The sequence below is a fragment of the Streptomyces sp. NC-S4 genome (assembly GCF_054353315.1).
In genome coordinates this window covers 8,143,044-8,162,392 of the sequence record NZ_CM135937.1, presented here as the reverse complement: position 1 = coordinate 8,162,392, position 19,349 = coordinate 8,143,044, and the positions used below count along the sequence as shown (strand labels likewise).

General features: G+C 73.1%; 14 protein-coding genes. 11 read left to right on the top strand and 3 right to left on the bottom strand.

Annotation, left to right across the window (positions count from 1 at the left end):
• The first annotated feature begins 10 nt into the window (after nt 1–10).
• The 6 genes from ACXNSR_RS36495 (at nt 11) to ACXNSR_RS36470 (ending at nt 6,380) form a co-directional block, all read left to right on the top strand.
• Entirely contained in the window at nt 11–2,278 is a 2,268-nt protein-coding gene (locus tag ACXNSR_RS36495; protein ID WP_458639619.1) for an MMPL family transporter, read from the top strand.
• A complete protein-coding gene (locus tag ACXNSR_RS36490) occupies nt 2,275–2,994 on the top strand; it encodes an LmeA family phospholipid-binding protein (RefSeq protein ID WP_458639618.1) in 720 nt (239 codons plus the stop codon). Before ACXNSR_RS36495 ends, ACXNSR_RS36490 begins: the two co-directional genes overlap by 4 nt.
• Nucleotides 2,995–3,121: 127 nt before the next feature.
• Nucleotides 3,122–3,853 (top strand): TetR-like C-terminal domain-containing protein, encoded by a 732-nt coding sequence (locus tag ACXNSR_RS36485; RefSeq protein WP_458639617.1) that lies wholly within the window; start codon nt 3,122–3,124, stop codon nt 3,851–3,853.
• 40 nt (nt 3,854–3,893) lie between these two features.
• Nucleotides 3,894–5,045, top strand: coding sequence for an MAB_1171c family putative transporter (locus ACXNSR_RS36480; RefSeq protein WP_458639616.1), 1,152 nt, complete (start codon nt 3,894–3,896; stop codon nt 5,043–5,045).
• Between the two features lie 295 nt (nt 5,046–5,340).
• On the top strand, nt 5,341–5,805 hold the full coding sequence (locus ACXNSR_RS36475) for a helix-turn-helix domain-containing protein (protein ID WP_458639615.1): 465 nt from the start codon (nt 5,341–5,343) through the stop codon (nt 5,803–5,805).
• Nucleotides 5,802–6,380, top strand: a complete 579-nt coding sequence (locus tag ACXNSR_RS36470) for a toxin (protein ID WP_458639614.1) — start codon at nt 5,802–5,804, stop codon at nt 6,378–6,380. The genes ACXNSR_RS36475 and ACXNSR_RS36470 overlap by 4 nt, the downstream gene beginning before the upstream one ends.
• 10 nt (nt 6,381–6,390) lie before the next feature.
• On the opposite strand, the gene ACXNSR_RS36465 is transcribed toward ACXNSR_RS36470, so the two are convergent.
• Both ACXNSR_RS36465 and ACXNSR_RS36460 read right to left on the bottom strand, forming a co-directional pair.
• The gene (locus ACXNSR_RS36465; RefSeq protein WP_458639613.1) at nt 6,391–9,753 is read right to left on the bottom strand and encodes an aminotransferase class I/II-fold pyridoxal phosphate-dependent enzyme; all 3,363 of its coding nucleotides are present in this window, start codon (nt 9,751–9,753) and stop codon (nt 6,391–6,393) included.
• A 19-nt stretch (nt 9,754–9,772) separates the two neighbouring features.
• Nucleotides 9,773–10,723, bottom strand: coding sequence for an NAD-dependent epimerase/dehydratase family protein (locus ACXNSR_RS36460; RefSeq protein WP_458639612.1), 951 nt, complete (start codon nt 10,721–10,723; stop codon nt 9,773–9,775).
• Nucleotides 10,724–10,814: 91 nt separating this feature from the next.
• Between ACXNSR_RS36460 and ACXNSR_RS36455 the strand changes: the two genes are divergently transcribed.
• From ACXNSR_RS36455 to ACXNSR_RS36435, 5 genes are all read left to right on the top strand, one after another.
• Nucleotides 10,815–11,762: a cyclase family protein gene (locus ACXNSR_RS36455; RefSeq protein ID WP_458639611.1), complete on the top strand. Its 948-nt coding sequence runs from the start codon at nt 10,815–10,817 to the stop codon at nt 11,760–11,762.
• Between the two features lie 105 nt (nt 11,763–11,867).
• Nucleotides 11,868–14,606 (top strand): SpoIIE family protein phosphatase, encoded by a 2,739-nt coding sequence (locus ACXNSR_RS36450; RefSeq protein ID WP_458643488.1) that lies wholly within the window; start codon nt 11,868–11,870, stop codon nt 14,604–14,606.
• 129 nt (nt 14,607–14,735) lie between these two features.
• Nucleotides 14,736–16,298, top strand: a complete 1,563-nt coding sequence (locus tag ACXNSR_RS36445; RefSeq protein WP_458639610.1) for a sugar ABC transporter ATP-binding protein — start codon at nt 14,736–14,738, stop codon at nt 16,296–16,298.
• 2 nt (nt 16,299–16,300) lie between these two features.
• The gene (locus ACXNSR_RS36440) at nt 16,301–17,299 is read left to right on the top strand and encodes an ABC transporter permease (RefSeq protein WP_458639609.1); all 999 of its coding nucleotides are present in this window, start codon (nt 16,301–16,303) and stop codon (nt 17,297–17,299) included.
• A 33-nt stretch (nt 17,300–17,332) separates the two neighbouring features.
• Nucleotides 17,333–18,490: a substrate-binding domain-containing protein gene (locus ACXNSR_RS36435; protein WP_458639608.1), complete on the top strand. Its 1,158-nt coding sequence runs from the start codon at nt 17,333–17,335 to the stop codon at nt 18,488–18,490.
• 60 nt (nt 18,491–18,550) lie between these two features.
• Here the strand turns inward: ACXNSR_RS36435 and ACXNSR_RS36430 are convergent, their stop codons facing one another.
• Entirely contained in the window at nt 18,551–19,312 is a 762-nt protein-coding gene (locus tag ACXNSR_RS36430; RefSeq protein WP_458639607.1) for an NPP1 family protein, read from the bottom strand.
• Between the last annotated feature and the right edge of the window lie 37 nt (nt 19,313–19,349).

The following is a 19,349-nucleotide window of genomic DNA, read 5'->3' as shown; positions in this document are numbered from 1 at the left end:
CAGTGGCCCCATGAACACTGAATCGGCCCGGCGGCCGGGACTCCTCCACCGGAGCGGACGCTGGTGCGCCCGGCACGCCTGGCGGGTCGTCGCCCTGTGGGTACTGGCACTGGTCGGCCTCGGGCTCGCCAACCACACCTGGGGCGGGACCTACGCGGACAGCTTCTCCCTCCCCGGCACCAGCACCCAGACCGGTGCCGACCTGCTGACGGCCCACACCACCGGGTCCGGCGGCACGGCCTCCGCCCTCGTGCTCACCTCCGACGCGGGTGCGGTCACCGAGCACCGGGCGGCGATCGAGGCGGCCGTCGCCGACCTGGGCCGGCTCCCGGACGTCCTGTCGGTCAGCGACCCGCTGACCACCCCCGGGGCGGTCTCGGCGGACGGCGCGACCGCCCAGGTGACCGTCCGCTTCGACGGCAACCCGGCGGGCTTCGACCCCGCCTACCTCGCCGGGGTGGACACCGCCGTCGAGCCGCTGCGCGCCGACGGCGTCACCGTCGAGTACGGTGCCCCGCTCGGCCAGCTGGCCACGCCCAAGTCCGCCGACCGCGCCTCGGAGGCGATCGGTCTGGCCGTCGCCGTGCTCGTGCTGCTGATCGGTTTCGGCAGCGTCGCCGCCACCGGCCTGCCCCTGGTGACGGCCGTGCTCGGGCTGTCCGTGAGCCTGGCCGGGCTCGGACTGCTCGCCGGGCGGTTCGACTTCGCCCAGGCCGCCCCTACCCTGGCCGCGATGATGGGCCTCGGCGTCGGCATCGACTACGCGCTCTTCCTGGCCACCCGCTACCGGGCCCTGCTGCACGCGGGGGCCGAACCCGCCGAGGCGGTCGGCCGTACGGTCGCCACCAGCGGCCGGGCCGTGCTGGTCGCCGCCGCCACGGTGGCCATGGCGCTGGGCGGGCTGTGCGCCTCCGGCGTGGGATTCATCGGCGCCCTCGGTGTCGCCGCCGGACTCAGCGTCCTCGTGGCCGCCGCCGCGTCCGTGACCCTGACTCCTGCCCTCCTCGGTCTGCTCGGCCGCCGCATCGACCGCTTCCACGTCCGCCGGCCGGTCGCGGAACCCACCGGCGAGGCGGACGTCTGGCACCGCTGGGCCGTCCGGGTGAGCCGCCGCCCGTGGCTCTTCCTGGTCGGCGGCCTGCTCGTGCTCGGCGTGCTCGCGGTCCCCGTCGCGTCCATGCAGCTCGGCCATGTCGACGCCGGCGCCCAGGCCACCAGCAGGACCGACCGCCGCGCCTACGATCTGATCACCGAGGGCTTCGGCCCGGGTGCCAACGGCCCGCTCACCGTCGTCACCCACCTCGACAGCCGCCACGTCGAGAGCGAGGGCCTGCGCCAGGACCTCGCGGCCTCGCTCCGGCGCGAGCTGGCCGCCGTACCGGGCGTCGCCTCCGTCACTCCCCCGGTGCCCAGCCCCGACCACGCCCTGCTCATCACCACGGTCGTGCCCACCACCGGCCCGCAGGACGCGGCCACCGCCGACCTGATCCACACCTTGCAGGACGAGACGGTGCCGCGAACGCTGTCGGGCAGCGGAACCACCGGCTACGTCACGGGTACGGCCGCCGCCGCCCAGACCTTCACCGACACCCTCACCGCCAAACTGCCCCTCATCATCACGGTGGTGGTCACCGCCGCGTTCCTGCTGCTGCTCACCGTCTTCCGCAGCCCGCTGGTGGCGCTCAAGGCCGCCGTGCTCAATCTCTTCTCCATCGCCGCCGCCTACGGCGTGGTCGTGGCGGTCTTCCAGTGGGGCTGGGGCGGCGCGCTGTTCGGCGTCACCGAGAAGGTGCCCGTCGAGTCCTACGTACCGATGATGATGTTCGCGATCGTCTTCGGGCTCTCCATGGACTACGAGGTCTTCCTGCTCTCCCGGATCCGCGAGTCCTGGCTGCAGCACGAGGACAACCACCTGGCCGTCGCGACCGGCCTCGCCGCCACCGCCCGCGTCATCACCTGCGCGGCGCTGATCATGACCAGCGTGTTCCTGGCCTTCCTGCTCTCCACGAACGTCGCCGTCAAGATGCTCGCGCTGGGCCTCGGCGTCAGTGTCATCATCGACGCCACCGTGGTCCGCCTGCTCCTGGTGCCCGCGTCCATGTACCTCCTCGGACGCGCCAACTGGTGGCTTCCCGGCTGGCTGGACCGGTTGCTTCCGCATCTCGACCCGGAAGGGCCCCCCGCCGCACCGGATACGGCAGCGGATCCCGCTGCCGATCCCGCCACCGCGTCCGGCACCGCCCCCGATCTCGCACCCGCCCGAGGAGAACGGCGATGAAGCGCCCCCTGGCACGGATCCGGGCCGCCCTGCGCCGCCGTCCCGTCCTCACGGTCACGGCCGCCGTGCTCCTGCCGGCCGTCGCCGCCACCGGCGCGGCCGAGTACACGGTCCGCCACCACATCCAGAGCCGTGTCGCGAAAGCGGCTCCGGGCCTCGGCGACGACGTGACGGTCGGTGTCGCGGGCGGCTCCGCCCTGTGGGACCTGGCGCACGAGAGCATCCCCCGGCTCGACATCAGCAGCGACGACGCCCGGGTCGGGCGGCTCTCCCAGGTCCGCGTCCGGGCCCGGCTGGACGACGTCCGCCTCGGCGGGACGACCACGGTCGGCGCCGCCCGCGCCGACGTGACGGTCTCCACACAGTCCCTCGCCGCCGCGATCCGCGGCGCCGTCCCGGCCGTGGCGGTGGCCGCGGTCACCACCGACCCGGCGAAGGGGACGGTCCTCGCGGACGTCGGCCCGGGCGGCCTCGGGCGGCTGACGCTGCGTCCGGTGCTCGCGGACGGCAAGGTCACGCTCGCCGTCGACGGGCTCACCCTCTTCGGCCGCTCCGTCCCCACCGAGCGGCTCGGCATCGCCGGCGGCGGTTTCGGCCCGCAGTCGGGCGAGCCGAAGGAGTACCCGCTCGGGCTCGCCGCCACCTCCGCCGAGGTCCGGCCGGACGGCCTGCACGTCTCCTTGACCGGCGGCCCGAGCACGCTGCCCGAGGGCTGACGCCCGCCGCCGGGCCGCATTCGCCCGGAACGTTCCGTACCCGCCCGGTGGCCGGATCACAGCGCATGACCAGGGCGTTCGAAAGACCGTACGCACGGCCGCAGTTGCCGGCGGGTACGGTTCCGGCATGGATGTTTCCGCAATCAGTCCAACCGAGGAAGACGACATCACCCGGGCTGCGGTGATCAAGGACATCGCGCGTCAGCAGCTGGTGGAGGCGGGCGCCGCCGGGCTGTCCCTGGATGCCGTGGCGCGCGACAGCGGCCTTCCCGTCGCCGATGTCGAAGCCGCCTTCCCGCACCGCGACGACCTGCTCACCGCCCTGGTCATCGACGCCTACGACGCGTCCGGCGAGGCGATGGAGCAGGCCGACGGCGCCGCCGCGGCGGCCGGCGGGTCCGGGGGCGCACGGCTGCTGGCGGTCACCCGCGCACTGCGGCGGTGGTCCTTCGCCAACCCGGCCGAGTTCACCCTGATCTACGGCTCTCCCGTACCCGGCTACCACGCCCCGCAGGACACGGTCCCGCCTGCGTCGCGCACCCCCGCGGTCCTCGCCGCCATCGTGCGCTCCGCGCTCGAGGCCGGTGAACTCACCCCGCCCCGGCGGCCGGTGCCCGGCCCGCCGCTGCTCCGGCCCGAGGCCCTGCAGCTCTTCGGCGGCGCGCCCGGGGCCCCGTTCTCGGACATCGTCGAGCGCGGCATCGTCCTGTGGAGCAGCCTGATCGGCCTCCTGGTGTTCCAGGTCTTCAGCCGTACCCACGACAGCGTCCGGGACGAGGCCGCGTTCTTCGACTACGCCATCGCCGTGGCCGCCGAGAGCATCGGCCTGGTGGTCCCCCCGGCCGAGAGCACCGACTGACCCGTCCACCGCCCGCGCGGCACCGGCAGGAAACCAGGACGTGAACACCACCAGAACCCTCTGCTTCGTCATCGCGGCGCTCTCCTCGTACGCGGCGCTCGTCTACCGGCTGTTCCAGGCGCGCCGCAGCTGGAAGGACGGCGCGTACCGCACGCTGATCGCCACCCTGCTGCTCCAGTGCCTCACCTTCACCATGGGGGCCCTGGCCATGGGGGGCGCGCCCCTCCTGGGGGTGGCCAACCTCGCCGTCCTGCTCATGCACCTGTCGGCGGTGGCCTTCTGCGTCAGCGCGCAGATCATCCTTCTGCGGTGGGCGGCCGCGGACGAGGGCGCCGTACGCAGGACCCGCTACTGGGTGATCACCGGTATCGCGCTCGACGTGCTGCTGACGGCCCTCTTCTTCCTCGCCGACGGCACGGGCCGGCCCGCCTCGGACTTCGACGGCACCAGCGAGCCGCTGCTGCTCACCTATCTCCTGGCGTTCATCGCCTCCCAGGCGATCCCGTGCGTCACGATCTACCTCCAGTGCGGGCCGTACGCCCGGATGACCGGCAACGCCTCGCTGCGCCAGGCGCTGCGGCTGCTCTCGGTCACCGCGGTGGTCCTGTTCCTCTACTGCCTGGCCAGGACGGTCAACATCCTGACGGCGGCGGCCGGGGTCGACATCGGCGCCTGGAAGGTGGCCGCGTCGGTCTTCAGCGCGGCGGGCATCGTGATGCTCTCGCTCAGCCTGACCAATTCCTCCTGGGGTCCGGCGGCGACCCGGCTCCTGGAGTGGGCCCGCACCTACCGGTCGTACCGGGCGCTCTACCCGCTCTGGCGGGACCTGTACGAGTCCTCCCCGGACATCGCGCTGGAGCCGCCCGGCGCCTCGGTGTCCGACCTCGACTACCGCCTGCACCGCAGGGTCGTCGAAATACGGGACGGCTGGCGGGACTTGCGTCCGTACATCGACCGCACCGCCGACGGGGGTCGTGATCCGGCCAAGGAGGTGAGCGCGGAATCGCGGCAGGCCTTCACCGAAGCTGCACAGATCAAGCGCGCCTTGCAGGCAAAACTGACCCACACGGTGCCCCGGAACAACAAGGACGCCGGCGACTTCGACGACCGTGATACGAACAACTTCGCGGCAGAGCTGGCATGGCTCACCCAAGTGGCAGCTGCCTACAGTAAGCTCGACAAGGCGAGTTGAGAACTCCCGCCCGGTTTGCATCCCCCGTCAAACCGGGCGGGTATCCCGTTTCCCCGCTTTCGCGGCGGCCGGACGGGTTGCTCCCGCCCGTACTGGCCCGGCCCATCCCCCGAGGGCCGGGCCAGTCCGATATCACCGGCGACCAACGTGCGTCCCCCGTGAGCGCAAGTTAGCTGCCAGCTATCGGCTGGACCCCACGTTCGCCGAGTCCTGGTCAATTGTCAACTGACAGCTAATCTGTGAAACTGACGAATAGCTGAGGGCTATACGACAGGCGACGGGAGGATGGTTCACCGTGACCGGGACCGAGAACGACTCCGAGAACGGGAGTGAGGAACGCCCCCTGCTCGCGACGCGCCTCGACGACCTCTTCCGAACGGTCCGCCCCAAGGGCAGGCACTGGACCAACGCCGAGGTCGCGGACGAGCTGAAGCGGGTCAACCCCGAACTCAAGGTCGGGGGTGTGTACCTGTCGCAGCTGCGCACGGGGAAGCGCTCCAACCCGTCACCCGACCTGCTGTCCGCCCTGGCCCGTTTCTTCGGGGTCTCGGTCGCTTACTTCTTCGACGACAAGGTCGCCGAATCCGTGCTCGGCGAGCTCGCCGCCATCGAGGCGCTGCGCCAGTCCGGGGTACGCGCCGTGGCGATGCGGGCGGCCGGGATGAAGAAGGAGAACCTCCAGGCCATCACGGCCATCATGGACCAGTACCGGCAGATGCAGGGCCTGCCCCCGGTCGCCGACCCCTCCGAGCCGGGATGAGGGGCGCCCGCAAGGAGCGGGCGGCCGACCACGAGCGCCGCAGCCGGCTCAAGAAGCTCCGCAAGGCCGGCGCGCAGCGGATCGCCGATCTCGATCTGCCGGCGGCCGCCGACGTCGCCGAACTGTGCCGCCATCTCGGTGAGGTGCGCGACCGTCCGATCACGCTGGTCCCGATGCAGATGCCCTCGTCGCATCCGTGCGGCATGTGGGTGGCCGCTCGCGACGAGGACCTCATCTTCTACGACGCCAACACCACCGGCGCGCATCAGGAGCACATCATCTTGCACGAGCTGGGCCACATCATCTGCTGCCATCGCGGGGCGGGCGGGCTGGACGAGGCGGCCGCGCGCCTCCTCTTCCCCAACCTCGACCCCCAGCTCGTACGCGACATGCTCCTGCGCGCGACCTACGACGACGTCCAGGAGCAGGAGGCGGAGATCATCGCCTACCTCCTGTCCCAGCGGATCGGCGCGGCCGGCCGGCAGCGGTCGGCGGACCCCGCCGCGACGGCGGGCGAGGACGGCGATCCCGCCAGGAGCGCCACGCTCAGCCGCATCGAACGCACCCTGATCTGAGATGGACGGCTTACCGCCCGGCGGCCGCCACCTCCTCGGCCAGGACGGACACGGCCCGACCGATGTCCTCCTCGCGGTGTTCGCTCGTGATGAAGAACCGCAGCCTGGACAGCCCCTCCTCCACGGCGGGGTGGAAGATCGGGTCCGCGACGACGCCCCGGGTGAACAGGCCGTCCGCGACGCGCAGGGTCCGCGCCGAGTCGCCGAGGATGCACGGCACGATCGGCGTGCCCCCGCTGGTGCCCGTCGCCAGACCGGCTCCGGCGGCGAGCCGCAGGAAGAGCTCCGCGTTCCGCCTGAGCGCTTGCACCCGCTGCGGCTGTTCGGTCAGCAGCTCGCTGGCGGCCAGCGCCGCGGCCGCGTTGGCCGGGGTCAGGCCGACGCTGTAGACGAAGCCGGGGAGCGTGTGGCGCAGCCAGCGCACCGTCCGGGCCGAGCCGCCGAGGTAACCGCCGCAGCTGGCCAAGGACTTGGAGAGGGTGCCCATCCACAGGTCCACGTCGGACCGGTCCACGCCGAAGAACTCGCCGACTCCCCGGCCGCGTTCGCCGACCGTGCCGATGCTGTGGGCCTCGTCGACCATGAGCAGGGCGCCGTAGCGCTTCTTCAGCTCGACCGCGGCGGGCAGGTCGACGAGGTCGCCGTCCATGCTGTAGGCGCCCTCGACGGCGATCAGCACCCGCCGGAACCGGGGGCGGTTGAGCCGCAGCATGTGCTCCAGCTGCCCCATGTCGTTGTGGGCGAAGGGGCGTCGCGCCGCCCCGGACAGGGCGCAGCCCTGGAGGATGCTGTCGTGGGCGAGCGCGTCGTGCACCACCAGGTCTCCGGGGCCGACGAGGTGCCCGATCGCGGTGACGTTGGTGGCGTGGCCGCTCACCAGGGTCAGGCAGTCGCCGACTCCGAGGAAGTCCGCCAGCGCCCGCTCCAGCCGTACGGTCAGGTCCCGTTCGCCGGACAGGACGCGGCTCGCGGAGACCGAGGTGCCGTACCGGTCCACCGCCCGGTGCACGGCCTCGTCGACGGCGGGATGGCCGGAGAGCCCGAGGTAGTTGTAGCTCCCGAAGGACAGCAGGGTGCGGCCCCCGATGACGGTCGTGTCCCGGATGCTGCCCTCGTGGACCCGGAAGTACGGGTTGGCCGCGCCGCTGCCGGTGATCTCGTCGAGGCGCTGCTCGAACTCGCCGACTTCGGGGAACGCGTCGATGACGGCCGTCCCTGCGTCCCATGCCCTGCGGTCCCGGCCGGTGTGCGGATCCGGGTCCGGATCCGCCAGTGCGACCAGCCGGTCGACGGTGAGTCCGGGCGAGAACAGCTCCTCGGACCGGAAGCCCGGTATCCGCTTGGCGATGTTGACTCCGAGCTCCTGCAGCATCAGGGAGTCGAATCCGAGATCGGCCACCAGGGTCAGGTGCCCGCCCAGCTCGGAGAGGGGGAAGACACCGGTCCGCGAGACCTCTTCGAGCACGAGGGAGACGGCGGACGCGGCGGGCACGGCTGCCGCGGCGGCCGTGGCTGTCGCGGGTGTCGCGGATGTCGCGGGTGTCTCATGTATCGCGGGTGTCGCGGGTATCGCCTCGCCGGGATCCGGCAGCTCGCGCGCCGTCTCGTCCACGACCCAGTGGCGGCGCGGGGCCAGCGGGCTCGGCGGCAGGGTGCAGGGAGGTGTTCGTACCGTCACGGGCGGCCGGGACACGGCGCCGGAGGCGGCCGCGAGGTCGCCGAGCTCCCCGGTACGGCCCGCCTCGACGGCGGCGGCCACCGCCGTCAGCCGGGCGCGGGCGTCGGCGGCGTCCCGGGCCACCAGCGTGAGGTGCTGCGTGAGGGGGGTGCGGCGGGCGAGGGTGTCCGCCACCGCGGCCAGCGGGGGCCGGTCCTCGGCGAGGGTGTCGGCGAGCTCCCGGGCGTAGCGGGCCAGGCCGTCCCGGTCGCGCGCGCTGAGGGCCAGCACGTACGGTCCGCCGTCCGGCGCCGTGGGTGCTGCCGGACCGGATCGCGGCGCCGTGGTGCACTCCTCCACCACCAGGTGGACGCCGGTGCCGCCGAAGCCGAAGGCGCTCACCCCCGCCCTGCGCGGACCGGCGCGGTCCGGCCACGCCACCGGGGTCGTCGCCACGGTCAGCCGAGCGGCGTCGAGCCCGGCGCGATCGGCCGGTTCGCACTCCGGCTGCGAGGGTATCACGCCCCGCTGCACGGCCAGGACCGACTTGATGAGCCCGGCGATCCCCGCGGAGTTCAGCGAGTGGCCGACCACCGCCTTCACCGCGCCGAGGTAGGCGGGTTCGGCGTGCTCACCGCGCAGTTCGCGCAGGACAGCGAGCTCGACGGGATCGCCGACCGTGGTTCCGGTGCCGTGCGCCTCCAGGTAGCCCACCGCGTCGGGGGCGAGTCCCGCGTCCCGGTAGGCCCGGCGCAGGGCGCGGAGCTGACCGGCCGCCCGGGGGTGCATGCCGCCCTGCACGGTCCCGTCGTTGGCCGTTCCCACGCCGCGGATCACGGCGTAGACCCGGTCGCCCGCCGCGAGCGCGTCGCTCAGGGGCCGCAGCACCAGGACTCCGGCGCCCTCGCCCAGGACGAAGCCGTCGGCCCCGGCGCCGAAGGGCAGGCAGCGGCCGCTGCGCGAGATGGCGCCGATCCGGCACAGCCCGACCAGCAGGTCGGGGGTGAGGACCAGTTGGGCGCCGCCCGCCAGGGCGATGCGGGAGCGCCCCGCGCGCAGTGCGTGCACGGCGTTGGCCACGGCCATGAGGCCGCCCGAGCAGGCCGAGTCCAGTGCGTAGCTCTCGCCGTGCAGGTCGAAGACCGAGCTGATGGTGTTGGGGCCCATGTTGAGCAGGAGTCCGGCGACGGAAGTGCCGTTGAGTCCGTCGACGGCGCGGACCGCCTCCGGCAGGCGGGGGTGGGTGAGCCGCGCCCCGAACTCGCCGCCGGCCAGCTGGCGCATCCGGATCCGCATGGTGCTGAGTTCGCGGTAGCCGCCCTCGGTGAGCGCCGTGATCACCGAGGTCTCCTCGCGGTCGAAGCCGTCGGCCTCCCATCCCGCGTCCTGGATGGCCTCGCGGGCGAGGTCGATCAGCAGCCGGGCCTGGGGGTCCATGGCCCGGGCCCGCCGGGGCGGGATGCCGTAGTGGGCCGCGTCGAAGTGGCCCACGTCCGGCAGCAGCGCCATGGTGTCCGTGTACGCCGACGAGGTGTCCCTGAGGTCGTCGCTCCGGAAGGCCGCGGTGCGCCACCGCGAGTCCGGGACCGCTCCGAACTGTGGCTGCGGGGCCGTCAGGAGCCGCCAGTACTGGTTCACATGGCGTGCTCCCGGGAACCGGCACGCCATCCCCACGACGGCGATGTCGTCCCGCCGCGGCCTTCCGGGGTCCTCCATGTGGCCCATCCCTGTCTCGTCACCCGTGTCGGTCACCGGCCGCGAGCCGTCCGCGCCACCATTCCACGGTCGCCTCGACCTGCTCGTCGACGGGGGTGGACCGTACCGCGAACGCCGCCTCGTAGGCGCTCGAATTCACGATGAAGGGACGGTCGAACTGGTAGCGGATCTCCTTCAGTTCGCGGATCAGCGGGGAGAAGAGCGCTGCCACGCCCACCACGGCGGACGGGAGCCCGCGCACGGGGACCGGGCCTGTTCCCGCCCGGGCGCAGAGCCGCCCGACCATCTCCCGTACGGACCGGGCCGGCTGGGTCGGGACGTGCCAGGCGCGTCCCCAGGCGCGTTCCTCGTTCGCGACCTCGGCCAGCGTCCGGGCGACATCGGGGAGATAGGTCCAGCTGTGCGGGGCGTCCGGGTCCCCCAGCGTGGTGACCGGCCTGCCGCGCAGCAGCGGCGGCACGACCCGGGCGGCGAGGTGGCCGCCCTCGGTGACGCCGGGTCCGAAGAAGTCCGAGGCGCGTACCTCGACCGCCCTGATCCGGCCCTGCTCGTGCAGTTTCCGCGCCTGCTCCCAGACCGCGGCGCGGACCCGGCCCTTGGTGCCGGTGGCGGCGAGCGGCAGGTCCTCGGTCAGGGGGCCGTCCACCGGGCCGTAGCCGTAGAGGTTTCCCAGCATGACCAGTACGGCCCCGGTCGCCTCGGCCGCGGCGCACAGCGAGGAGGCCAGCGGCGGCCAGTCGGCCGCCCAGCGGTGGTAGGGCGGCGCGGCGCAGCTGTGGATCGCCGCCGCGCCGCGCGCGACGCCGGTCAGCCGCTCGGTGTCCGACGCGTCCAGTGCGACGTGTTCGATGCCGGGTTCCGGGCTTCGGCCCGATCGGGTGACGACCTTTACCGTATGGCCCTGTTCGGCGAGGAGCCGAGCGGTGGCGGCGCCGGCGGGGCCATGACCTATGACGACGTGGAAGCTCACGTGCGCACCCTAGCGCGGGCGACCGGCGGCCCCTTCGGCGGAGAACGTCTCCCGGCCAGCGCCGGGACGCGGACCGCCGGACACTGGGGACATGAGCGACGTCCCCGTCGGCGGGCCGGCGAACGGGCCCGCCGTCTCCCGGCAGGAGTTCGACGCGCTGTTCGCGGCGGTCCGTACGTGGGGCCGGTGGGCGGCGGCCGACCGCGGAGCCTGGAACCGGGTGACGGCGGAACACGCGCGCAGGGCCACCGCCACCGTCCGGGACGGGACGGTCGTCCCGATGGCACGCCCGTGGGACACCCGCCCCGGCCCGGACAACGCGAGGCCCGCGCTCCACTACATGTCCGACCTCGGCGACGTGCAGGCCCCGGAACCGTCCGTCCACAAGGACTTCCTCGCCGCGGACTACCACGGCAAGGCCGTGACGCACCTCGACGCGCTGTCACACATCGCCTACCGGGGGCAACTGTACGACGGGCGCGCGGCGCGCGAGCACGTCGGTGCGGCGGGTGCCCGCTTCGGAGCGGTGTCGGCGCTCGGCCCCCTGGTCGCGCGGGGTGTCCTGGTCGACCTGCCCGCCGTCCTCGGCGTCGAATGGCTCGAACCGGGCCGTGCGGTGCACGCCCGGGACCTCGTCGCCGCGGAGGAGGCGCTCGGAGTGACCGTCGGGGAGGGCGACGCGGTGCTGCTGCGCTCCGGGTCCCTGCGCCGGCGCCGGGAGCTCGGCCCCTGGAACCCCGACGCGGCGAGCGCTGGCTGGCACGTGCACGCCCTGCCGCTGCTGGCCGAGCGGGCCGTCGCGCTGCTGGGCGGCGACGGCGACAGCGACGTACGGCCTTCGCCGGTCGAGGGGCTGCACTCCCCCGTCCACGCGCTCGCCGTCACGGCGATGGGGGTTCCGCTGCTGGACAACCTCGACCTCGAACCGCTCTCCGCCGCGTGCGCCGAAGCGGGCCGTTACGCCTTCCTGCTCGTCGTGGCACCGCTGAACGTCCCCGGCGGCACGGGCTCACCCGTCAATCCGGTCGCGATCCTGTGACGCCCGCGCCCGCTGATCACTTCGCTCCCTTACTCATCGCCGAAATGTGAGGAATATACTCAAATCCTGTGATCGAGGGCGCTCCGGTGAGGGGACGTGATGCACATGGGGGTCGTCGGGGACCGCATCGGCCCCGTGCGCTTCCGTGACCGATTCCTGCAGGGCGAGTCGGTCGAGGGGAGCGTGAGAAGTCCGATCCTGAGTTCGTGGCAGCGCAGCCGTCTGCTGGGGCTGTCGCCGGACCAGTCCGAGCTCCCCTTCCAGGAGGACGTGGACCTGGACGGTCCGCTGCTGCGCGCCGCCGAGCCCGTGCTCGACCGGCTCCAGGCCATCTTCGCGGGCAGCCAGACGAACATCTGCCTCGCCGACGGCCACGGCATGGTGCTCGCGCGCCGCTTCGGCGAGAAGTCCATGCTCCGCCGCCTCGCCCCGATCCAGACCGTCCCCGGGTTCGTCTTCGCCGAACAGGTCGCCGGGACGAACGGCATCGGCCTCAGCCTCGCGGAGCGGCGACTGTGCCAGGTGTACGGCGCCGAGCACTTCGCCGAGCGGTCCCAGTCGAGCGCCTGCACCGCGATCCCCCTGCGCGACCAGCTCAGCGGGCACATCCAGGGCGTCCTGTGCCTCGGCTACCCCTACACCGAGGCCGACCCGGCGCTGATCCCCGTGGTGCGCAAGGCGGCCGAAGCCATCGAACGGCGCCTGATGGATCAGAGCTCGGTGCGCGAGCACGGCCTGCTGCAGGCCTACCTCGACACCGCGAACCTGGCCCTGGGCAGCGAGCACGGACTCGACGGGCACCCCGTCGCGATGGTCGACTTCCTCCAGAGCGAGCTGGAGCAGAGCGACCAGGCGACCCTGAAGGAGAAGGCCACGGAGCTGATGTCCGGGGACCGGCGGGCCGCCGCCGAGGTACCCCTGTCCCGCGGCCGGTGGGTCACGCTGGTCAGCCGCCCCGTGACGAGCGCCGCCGGGGTGGAGGGGGTCGTCGTCGAGGCACTGCTCCCCGAGGACACGGAGCGGCACGCCCCGGCCCCCACCCACCCGCACTCCCCCGCCCCCACCCCCGGCGGCGCGGCGCCGCCCGCGCTCCGCCCCCGTACCGGCCCTGACCAGGGCCGGGTCAGAGGGCTGGTGCTGGTGGGCGAGCCCGAGGTGGGCAAGTACGCCGTCGCGGCGCGCCGACGCCTGGAGTTGCTGGCCGAGGCCAGCAACCGCATCGGCACCACGCTGGACGTGAGCCGCACCGCCTGGGAGCTCGCCGAGACGGCCGTCCCGAGGTTGGCCGATTTCGTCACGATCGACCTGCCGACGGCCGTACTGCTCGGGGAGGAGTCCCCCCATCCCACCACCGAGATGCAGCGCACGGTGGTCCACGGCATCCGCGAGGACTGCCCCTTCTACCCGGTCGGCGCGCAGATCAGCCTGCGGCCCACCACGCCCCACATGCGCTGCATCGCCACCCGGCAGCCGGTACTCGAACAGGATCTGCGGGCGGCCTTCGGCTGGATCGCCCAGGACCCCCAGCACGCCGAACGGCTCCTCGCCCACAACATCCACTCCCTCATCACGGTCCCCCTGCTCGCCCGTGGCGCCGTCCTCGGCGTCGCCAGTTTCTACCGCTCGCAGGACCCGGCCCCGTACGGGGACGACGACCGTTCACTGGCCCAGGAACTCGCCGCCCGCGCCTCCCTCTGCATCGACAACGCCCGCCGCTACACCCGCGAACACACCCTCGCCCTGTCCCTGCAGCGCAGCCTGCTCCCCCGCGACCTGCCCGAGCAGAGCGCCGTCGAGGTCGCCCACCGCTATCTGCCCGCCGAGTCGGGCGTGGGCGGCGACTGGTTCGACGTCATCCCCCTGTCCGGGACGCGGGTCGCCCTCCTCGTCGGCGACGTCGTCGGCCACGGCCTGCACGCCGCCGCCACGATGGGCAGGCTGCGCACCGCCGCCCGCAACTTCGCCGAGCTGGAGCTGGCCCCCGACGAGCTCCTCACCCACCTGGACAACCTGATGGTGCGCCTGGACCGGGAGGAGGGCGGGGACGGTCCCGGCTCCGGCAGCACCGGCATCGTGGGCGCCACCTGCCTGTACGCCATCTACGACCCCACCTCCCAGCTGTGCACGATGGCCCGGGCCGGCCATCCGCCGCCCGCACTGGTCGACCCCGACGGCACGGTGTCCCTCCTCGACCTGCCCGCCGGGCCCCCGCTCGGCCTCGGCGGGCTGCCCTTCGAGTCGGTCGAGATCCGGCTCCCTGAGCACAGCCAGCTCGTCCTGTACACCGACGGGCTCATCGAGGACCGCCACCGCGACATCGACGTGGCCCTCGACGCCCTGAACCGGGCGCTGGCCCACGCGGACCGGGCCCCGGAGGAAACCTGCCAGGCCGTCCTCGACGCCGTGGCACCCGAGCACCCCGACGACGACATCGCGCTCCTCGTCGCCCGCACCCACGCCGTCCCCGCGGACCGGATCGCCACCTGGGAGCTGGCCGCCGACCCGGCCCTCGTCTCCGAGGTCCGCGCCGCTTCCGTGAACCAGCTGAACCGGTGGGGGCTGGAGGAGTCCGCGTTCGCCACGGAACTCCTGCTCAGCGAGCTGGTCACCAACGCCGTCCGGTACGGGACCGCGCCCATCCGGGTACGTCTCATCCACGACCGCAATCTGATCTGCGAGGTGCACGACGCCAGCAGCAGCGCCCCGCGCATGCGCCTGTCGGCCACCACCGACGAGGGCGGCCGCGGCCTGTTCCTCGTCGCGCAGCTCGCCCAGTCCTGGGGCACCCGCTACACCACCGACGGCAAGGTCATCTGGGCCGAGTGCTCCCTGGCCGCGGCATGACCCCCGGACCCCGGCCGTTCGGCCAATGGGGTCAGACAGCGCCTCGATATACCGGGAATGTACCGACTTGCCCCCGTAGAGTGCCCGTACCGTCGGGAAGAACTCGGAGGCCGACCCCCGGAGAAGTCCGTGCATGACGCTCCCGACACCTGGGCGAGCCCACCCTCGCAGTCCGGTGCCGCACCCCTCGTCCGCGTGCGCGGCCTGAGCAAACGATTCGGCGGCACGCTCGCGCTGGACTCGGTCGACCTCGACATCCGGCGCGGCAGCGTCCTGGCCCTGCTCGGCCCCAACGGAGCCGGAAAGTCCACGCTCATCAAGGTGCTCGCCGGGGTGCACCGGGCCGACACGGGCGAGGTCACGGTGGCCGGCCATCCCCTCGCCGGCCACGCCGCGACCCGCAACATGTCCTTCATCCACCAGGACCTCGGGCTCGTCCCCTGGATGACGGTGGCCGAGAACATCGCCCTGGGCACCGGATACCCACGCCGCCTCGGACTGATCTCCTGGCGGCGGGCCCGGCAGCGCTGCGACGAGGCCCTGCGGATCGTCGCCGGGCACCTGGACGCCGACGCCCGGGTCGCCCGCCTCGGCCCCGCCGAACGCTCGCTCGTCGCCATCGCCCGCGCCCTCGCCACCCGGGCCGAGCTCATCGTGCTCGACGAGCCGACCGCCACCCTCCCCGCCGCCGACTGTGCGCGGCTCTTCGACGTACTCCACACCCTGCGCGACCGGGGCCACGGCATCCTCTACGTCACCCACCGGCTCGACGAGGTATACCGGGTCGCCGACACCTTCGCCGTCCTGCGGGACGGGCGGCTGGTCGACCGGGGCCCGCTCGCCGGTCACAGCCCGGACCGGCTGGTGCACGCGATCGTCGGCCACGCACCGGCCGGACGGGCGCCGACCGGGCGGGCGGGCTCTCCCGCGGCCGCCGGCCCGCCCCTGCTGAGCCTCGACAGGGTGCGGACCGCGTCCACCGGAGAGGTGGACCTGGAGCTGCGGGCCGGTGAGATCCTCGGCATGGTGGGCCTGACCGGCGCGGGCCACATGGAGCTGGGCCGCGCCCTCGCCGGCGCCCTGCCGGTCCTCGGCGGGCAGGTGCTGCTCGACGGCCGCCCGTACCACCCGCGTACGGTCCACTCCGCGCTCGACTCCGGCGTCGGCTTCGTGGCGGCCAACCGCCAGGAAGAGGGCTGCGCCGCCGACCTGACCGTACGGGAGAACTTCCTGGCGAACCCGCGCGCGTCCGGGGCGCCGGCGGTGCACTGGATCAGCCCCCGCCGCGAGCGCGCGCGGGCCACCGCCCTCATCGACCGGTTCTCGGTGCACCCCCGCGACAGCGAGGTGCCGATCGCCACCCTGTCCGGCGGCAACCAGCAGAAGGTCATGGTCGGCCGGTGGCTCCGGGGGCACCTGCGCCTGCTCGTCCTGGAGGAGCCGACCGCCGGTGTGGACGTGGGGGCCAAGGCGACCATCCACCGGCTGCTCGACGACGCGCTGGCCTCGGGCCTGGCGGTCCTGCTCATCTCCACCGATTTCGAGGAGGTCGCCGACGTGTGCCATCGCGCCCTGGTGTTCGTCCGCGGGAACGTGAGCACGGAGCTGAGCGGCGCGGCCCTCACGGTCGCCGAACTCACCCGGACCGCCTCGGCCATGTCCGCGATCACCGGCCCCACGACGGACCGGTGACCATGACCCCTTCCTCCTCACCGCGGTCCCCGCTGGACCACCTGCGGGGTCACCACCTCGGCACCTACGGCCTGCTGATCCTCGCCGTGCTGCTCTTCCTGGTCTTCTCCCTCGTCCTGCCGGACACCTTCCCCACCCGGGACAACGTCTCCTCGATCCTGTCCAACCAGTCGATCCCGGCCATCCTGGCCCTCGGTGCGACCATCCCCATCGCCACCGGCAAGTTCGACCTGTCCATGGGCTACGGCCTCGGCCTGGCCCATGTCATGGTGCTGCAGCTCATCGTCGACACGGGCTGGCCCTGGCCGCTCGCCTGCCTCGCCGTGGTCCTCGGCGGGGCGCTGGTCGGCGTCCTCAACGGCGTCATCGTCGAGTACGTGCGGATCGACTCCTTCATCGCCACGCTCGGCACCGGCAGCATGATGTACGCCGTCACCGGCTGGGTCACCGACGGGTCCCGGATCGTCCCGGGCCCGGACGGCCTGCCCACCGCCTTCACCGGCCTCTACGACTCCCGGTTCCTCGGCCTGCCGCTGCCCGCCTACTACGTCCTGGCCCTCGCCGCCGCGCTCTGGGTGGTCCTGGAACGGCTGCCGCTCGGCCGGTACATGTACGTCATCGGCTCCAGCCGGCGCACCGCCGACATCATCGGCATCCCCGGCCACCGGTACTCCGTCTACGCCTTCGCCGGATCGGGCCTGGTCACCGGCATCGCCGGGGTCCTCCTCGCCGCCCAGCAGCAGACCGGCAATCCGAGCGTCGGGCTGGACTACCTGCTGCCCGCGTTCGTCGGCGCCCTGCTCGGGTCCACGACCATCAAACCCGGCCGCGTCAACGCCCTCGGCACCGTCGTGGCGGTCGCGGTCCTCGCCATCGGCCTCGCCGGCATCGGCCAGCTCGGCGCCGACTTCTGGGCCACGCCGCTGTTCAACGGGGCCACCCTGCTCATCGCCGTCGGCCTGGCCGGCTACTCCGCCCGGCGCCGGCTGCGCACCCCCTAGGAACGTCCGTACGCGCACCGCGTCAGGAGCACCGTGTACCCGAAGGACTCGCCATCGCACCGCAGGAACATCCGCAAGGCCGCGGCCCTGCTCGCCGCGGCCGCCGCCCTGGTCACCGGCTGCGGGAGCGGCGGCCCCTCCACCGGCGCCGCGCCGCCCGGCGCCGGGTGCCCCACCGCCCTCGCGAGCGCCAGGGCGTCCGTCGCGCAGGCCGAGCACACCGACACCGCCTGGCACGGCCCCACCACCGGCCCCGCGGCGGTCCCCGGCAAGTCGATCGTCTACGTGGCGCAGACCATGACCAACCCCGGTGTCGCGGGTGTCGCGAAGGGCGTCGAGGAGGCCGCGAAGGCGATCGGCTGGCAGGTCCGGGTGATCGACGGGGACGGCACCCCGGCCGGGATCCAGGCGGCCCTCAGCCAGGCCATCACCCTGCGGCCCTCGGGCATCGTCATCGGCGGCTTCGATCCCCAGCTGACCTCGCAGCAGATGGCGCGGGCCGAAGCGGCGCACGTCCCGGTGATCGGCTGGCACGCGGTGGGCTCCCCCGGCCCGAGCGAGCGGCCGAAGCTGTTCACCAACGTCACCACCAAGGTGGAGGACGTGGCGAGGATCAGCGCGGACTGGATCATCGCCCGGTCCGCGGGTGACGCCGGAGTCGTCCTCTTCACCGACGACTCGATCCCGTTCGCGAAGAACAAGGCCGAGCTGATCCGCGAGGAGCTCGCCACGTGTTCCGGCGTACGGCTCCTGAGCTACGAGAACATCCCCATCCCCGACGCCGCGAACCGTACCCCGCAGGCGGTCTCCTCGCTGCTCTCCCGCTTCCAGGACGAATGGACGTACTCCGCCGCCATCAACGACCTCTACTTCGCGGACGCGGCCCCGGCCCTGCGCGCGGCGGGCAGGCCGGGCTCCGGGCCGCCCTTCAACATCGGGGCGGGCGACGGCGACCCCTCCGCCTTCCAGCGGATCAACAGCGAGCAGTTCCAGGCCGCGACCGTGCCCGAGCCGCTGAACCAGCAGGGCTGGCAGATCGTCGACGAGTTCAACCGCGCCTTCGCCGGCCGGCCGGCCAGCGGCTACGTGGCCCCCGTGCACATCGCCACGGCCGACAACAGCGACGGCGCGACGTCCTGGGACCCGACCGGCTACCGCGAGGGGTACCGCAGGATCTGGGCGGGCCGATGACACGGCGCGGGGGGCACCGGTCCCGCGCGGTGCGGGCCGGTACCCCCTGCGTGCCGGGGGTTACTGGTAGGGGTCGAAGGGGATGCCCGCCGGCTTGGCCTCCGCCAGGTGGGAGGCGAAGGAGCCGTCCTTCAGACCGAAGTGCGCGCTGCCGAAATCGGCCTGGGTGAGCTTGTCCCGCACGGTCGCCGGGTATCCCGACCAGCCGACGAGGGTGGGGAACTGCCAGGTGCCGCGGTGGTTCTCGGGCGGCTCGTCGTTGTTGTTCGCGGCGCGGAAGCAGTGCGTGCCGATGCCGTCCTTGTGATAGACGATCTTGGGGTGGTTGCCGTCCCAGCGGATCTGGTCGCGCGAGTGGATGTTGAAGTCCCCGTGGGCGGAGGTCGCGACGTACTTGGCCTCGTTGCCCTGGATCCACACGACCACGTGCTCCCAGTCGTGGCGGTGTCCGCCGAGCTCGATGCCGGGCAGGGCCTGGTCCTTCTCGAAGTAGAGTGCGTAGATGACGGCGCACCAGCCGTTGTTGCACTTCCAGCGGGAGTAGCCGTTGGTGTTGGCGAGGTCCGAGGCGTCCCGGCAGCTGCCGTTCAGGGCGCCGGTGGGCTTGAGTCCGCCGTTGAGGACCCCGCTCGCACTGATGGCGGGCGTCGGGTAGCAGCCGTCGGTGTCGTAGTCGTAGGCGGGCTGATAGGTCGTCTCGATCGCTTCGGCACTGCCGGGGAGCGCCGGGGGCGGCGCCGCGAAGGCCACCTGGGGAACGGCGACGACCACCGCGAGGGCGGCACCGATGACCACCATCGATCTCCGGATATGACGGTTCATCCGCAAAACGGGCCTCCTGGCCGACCGGGTGCGAGGG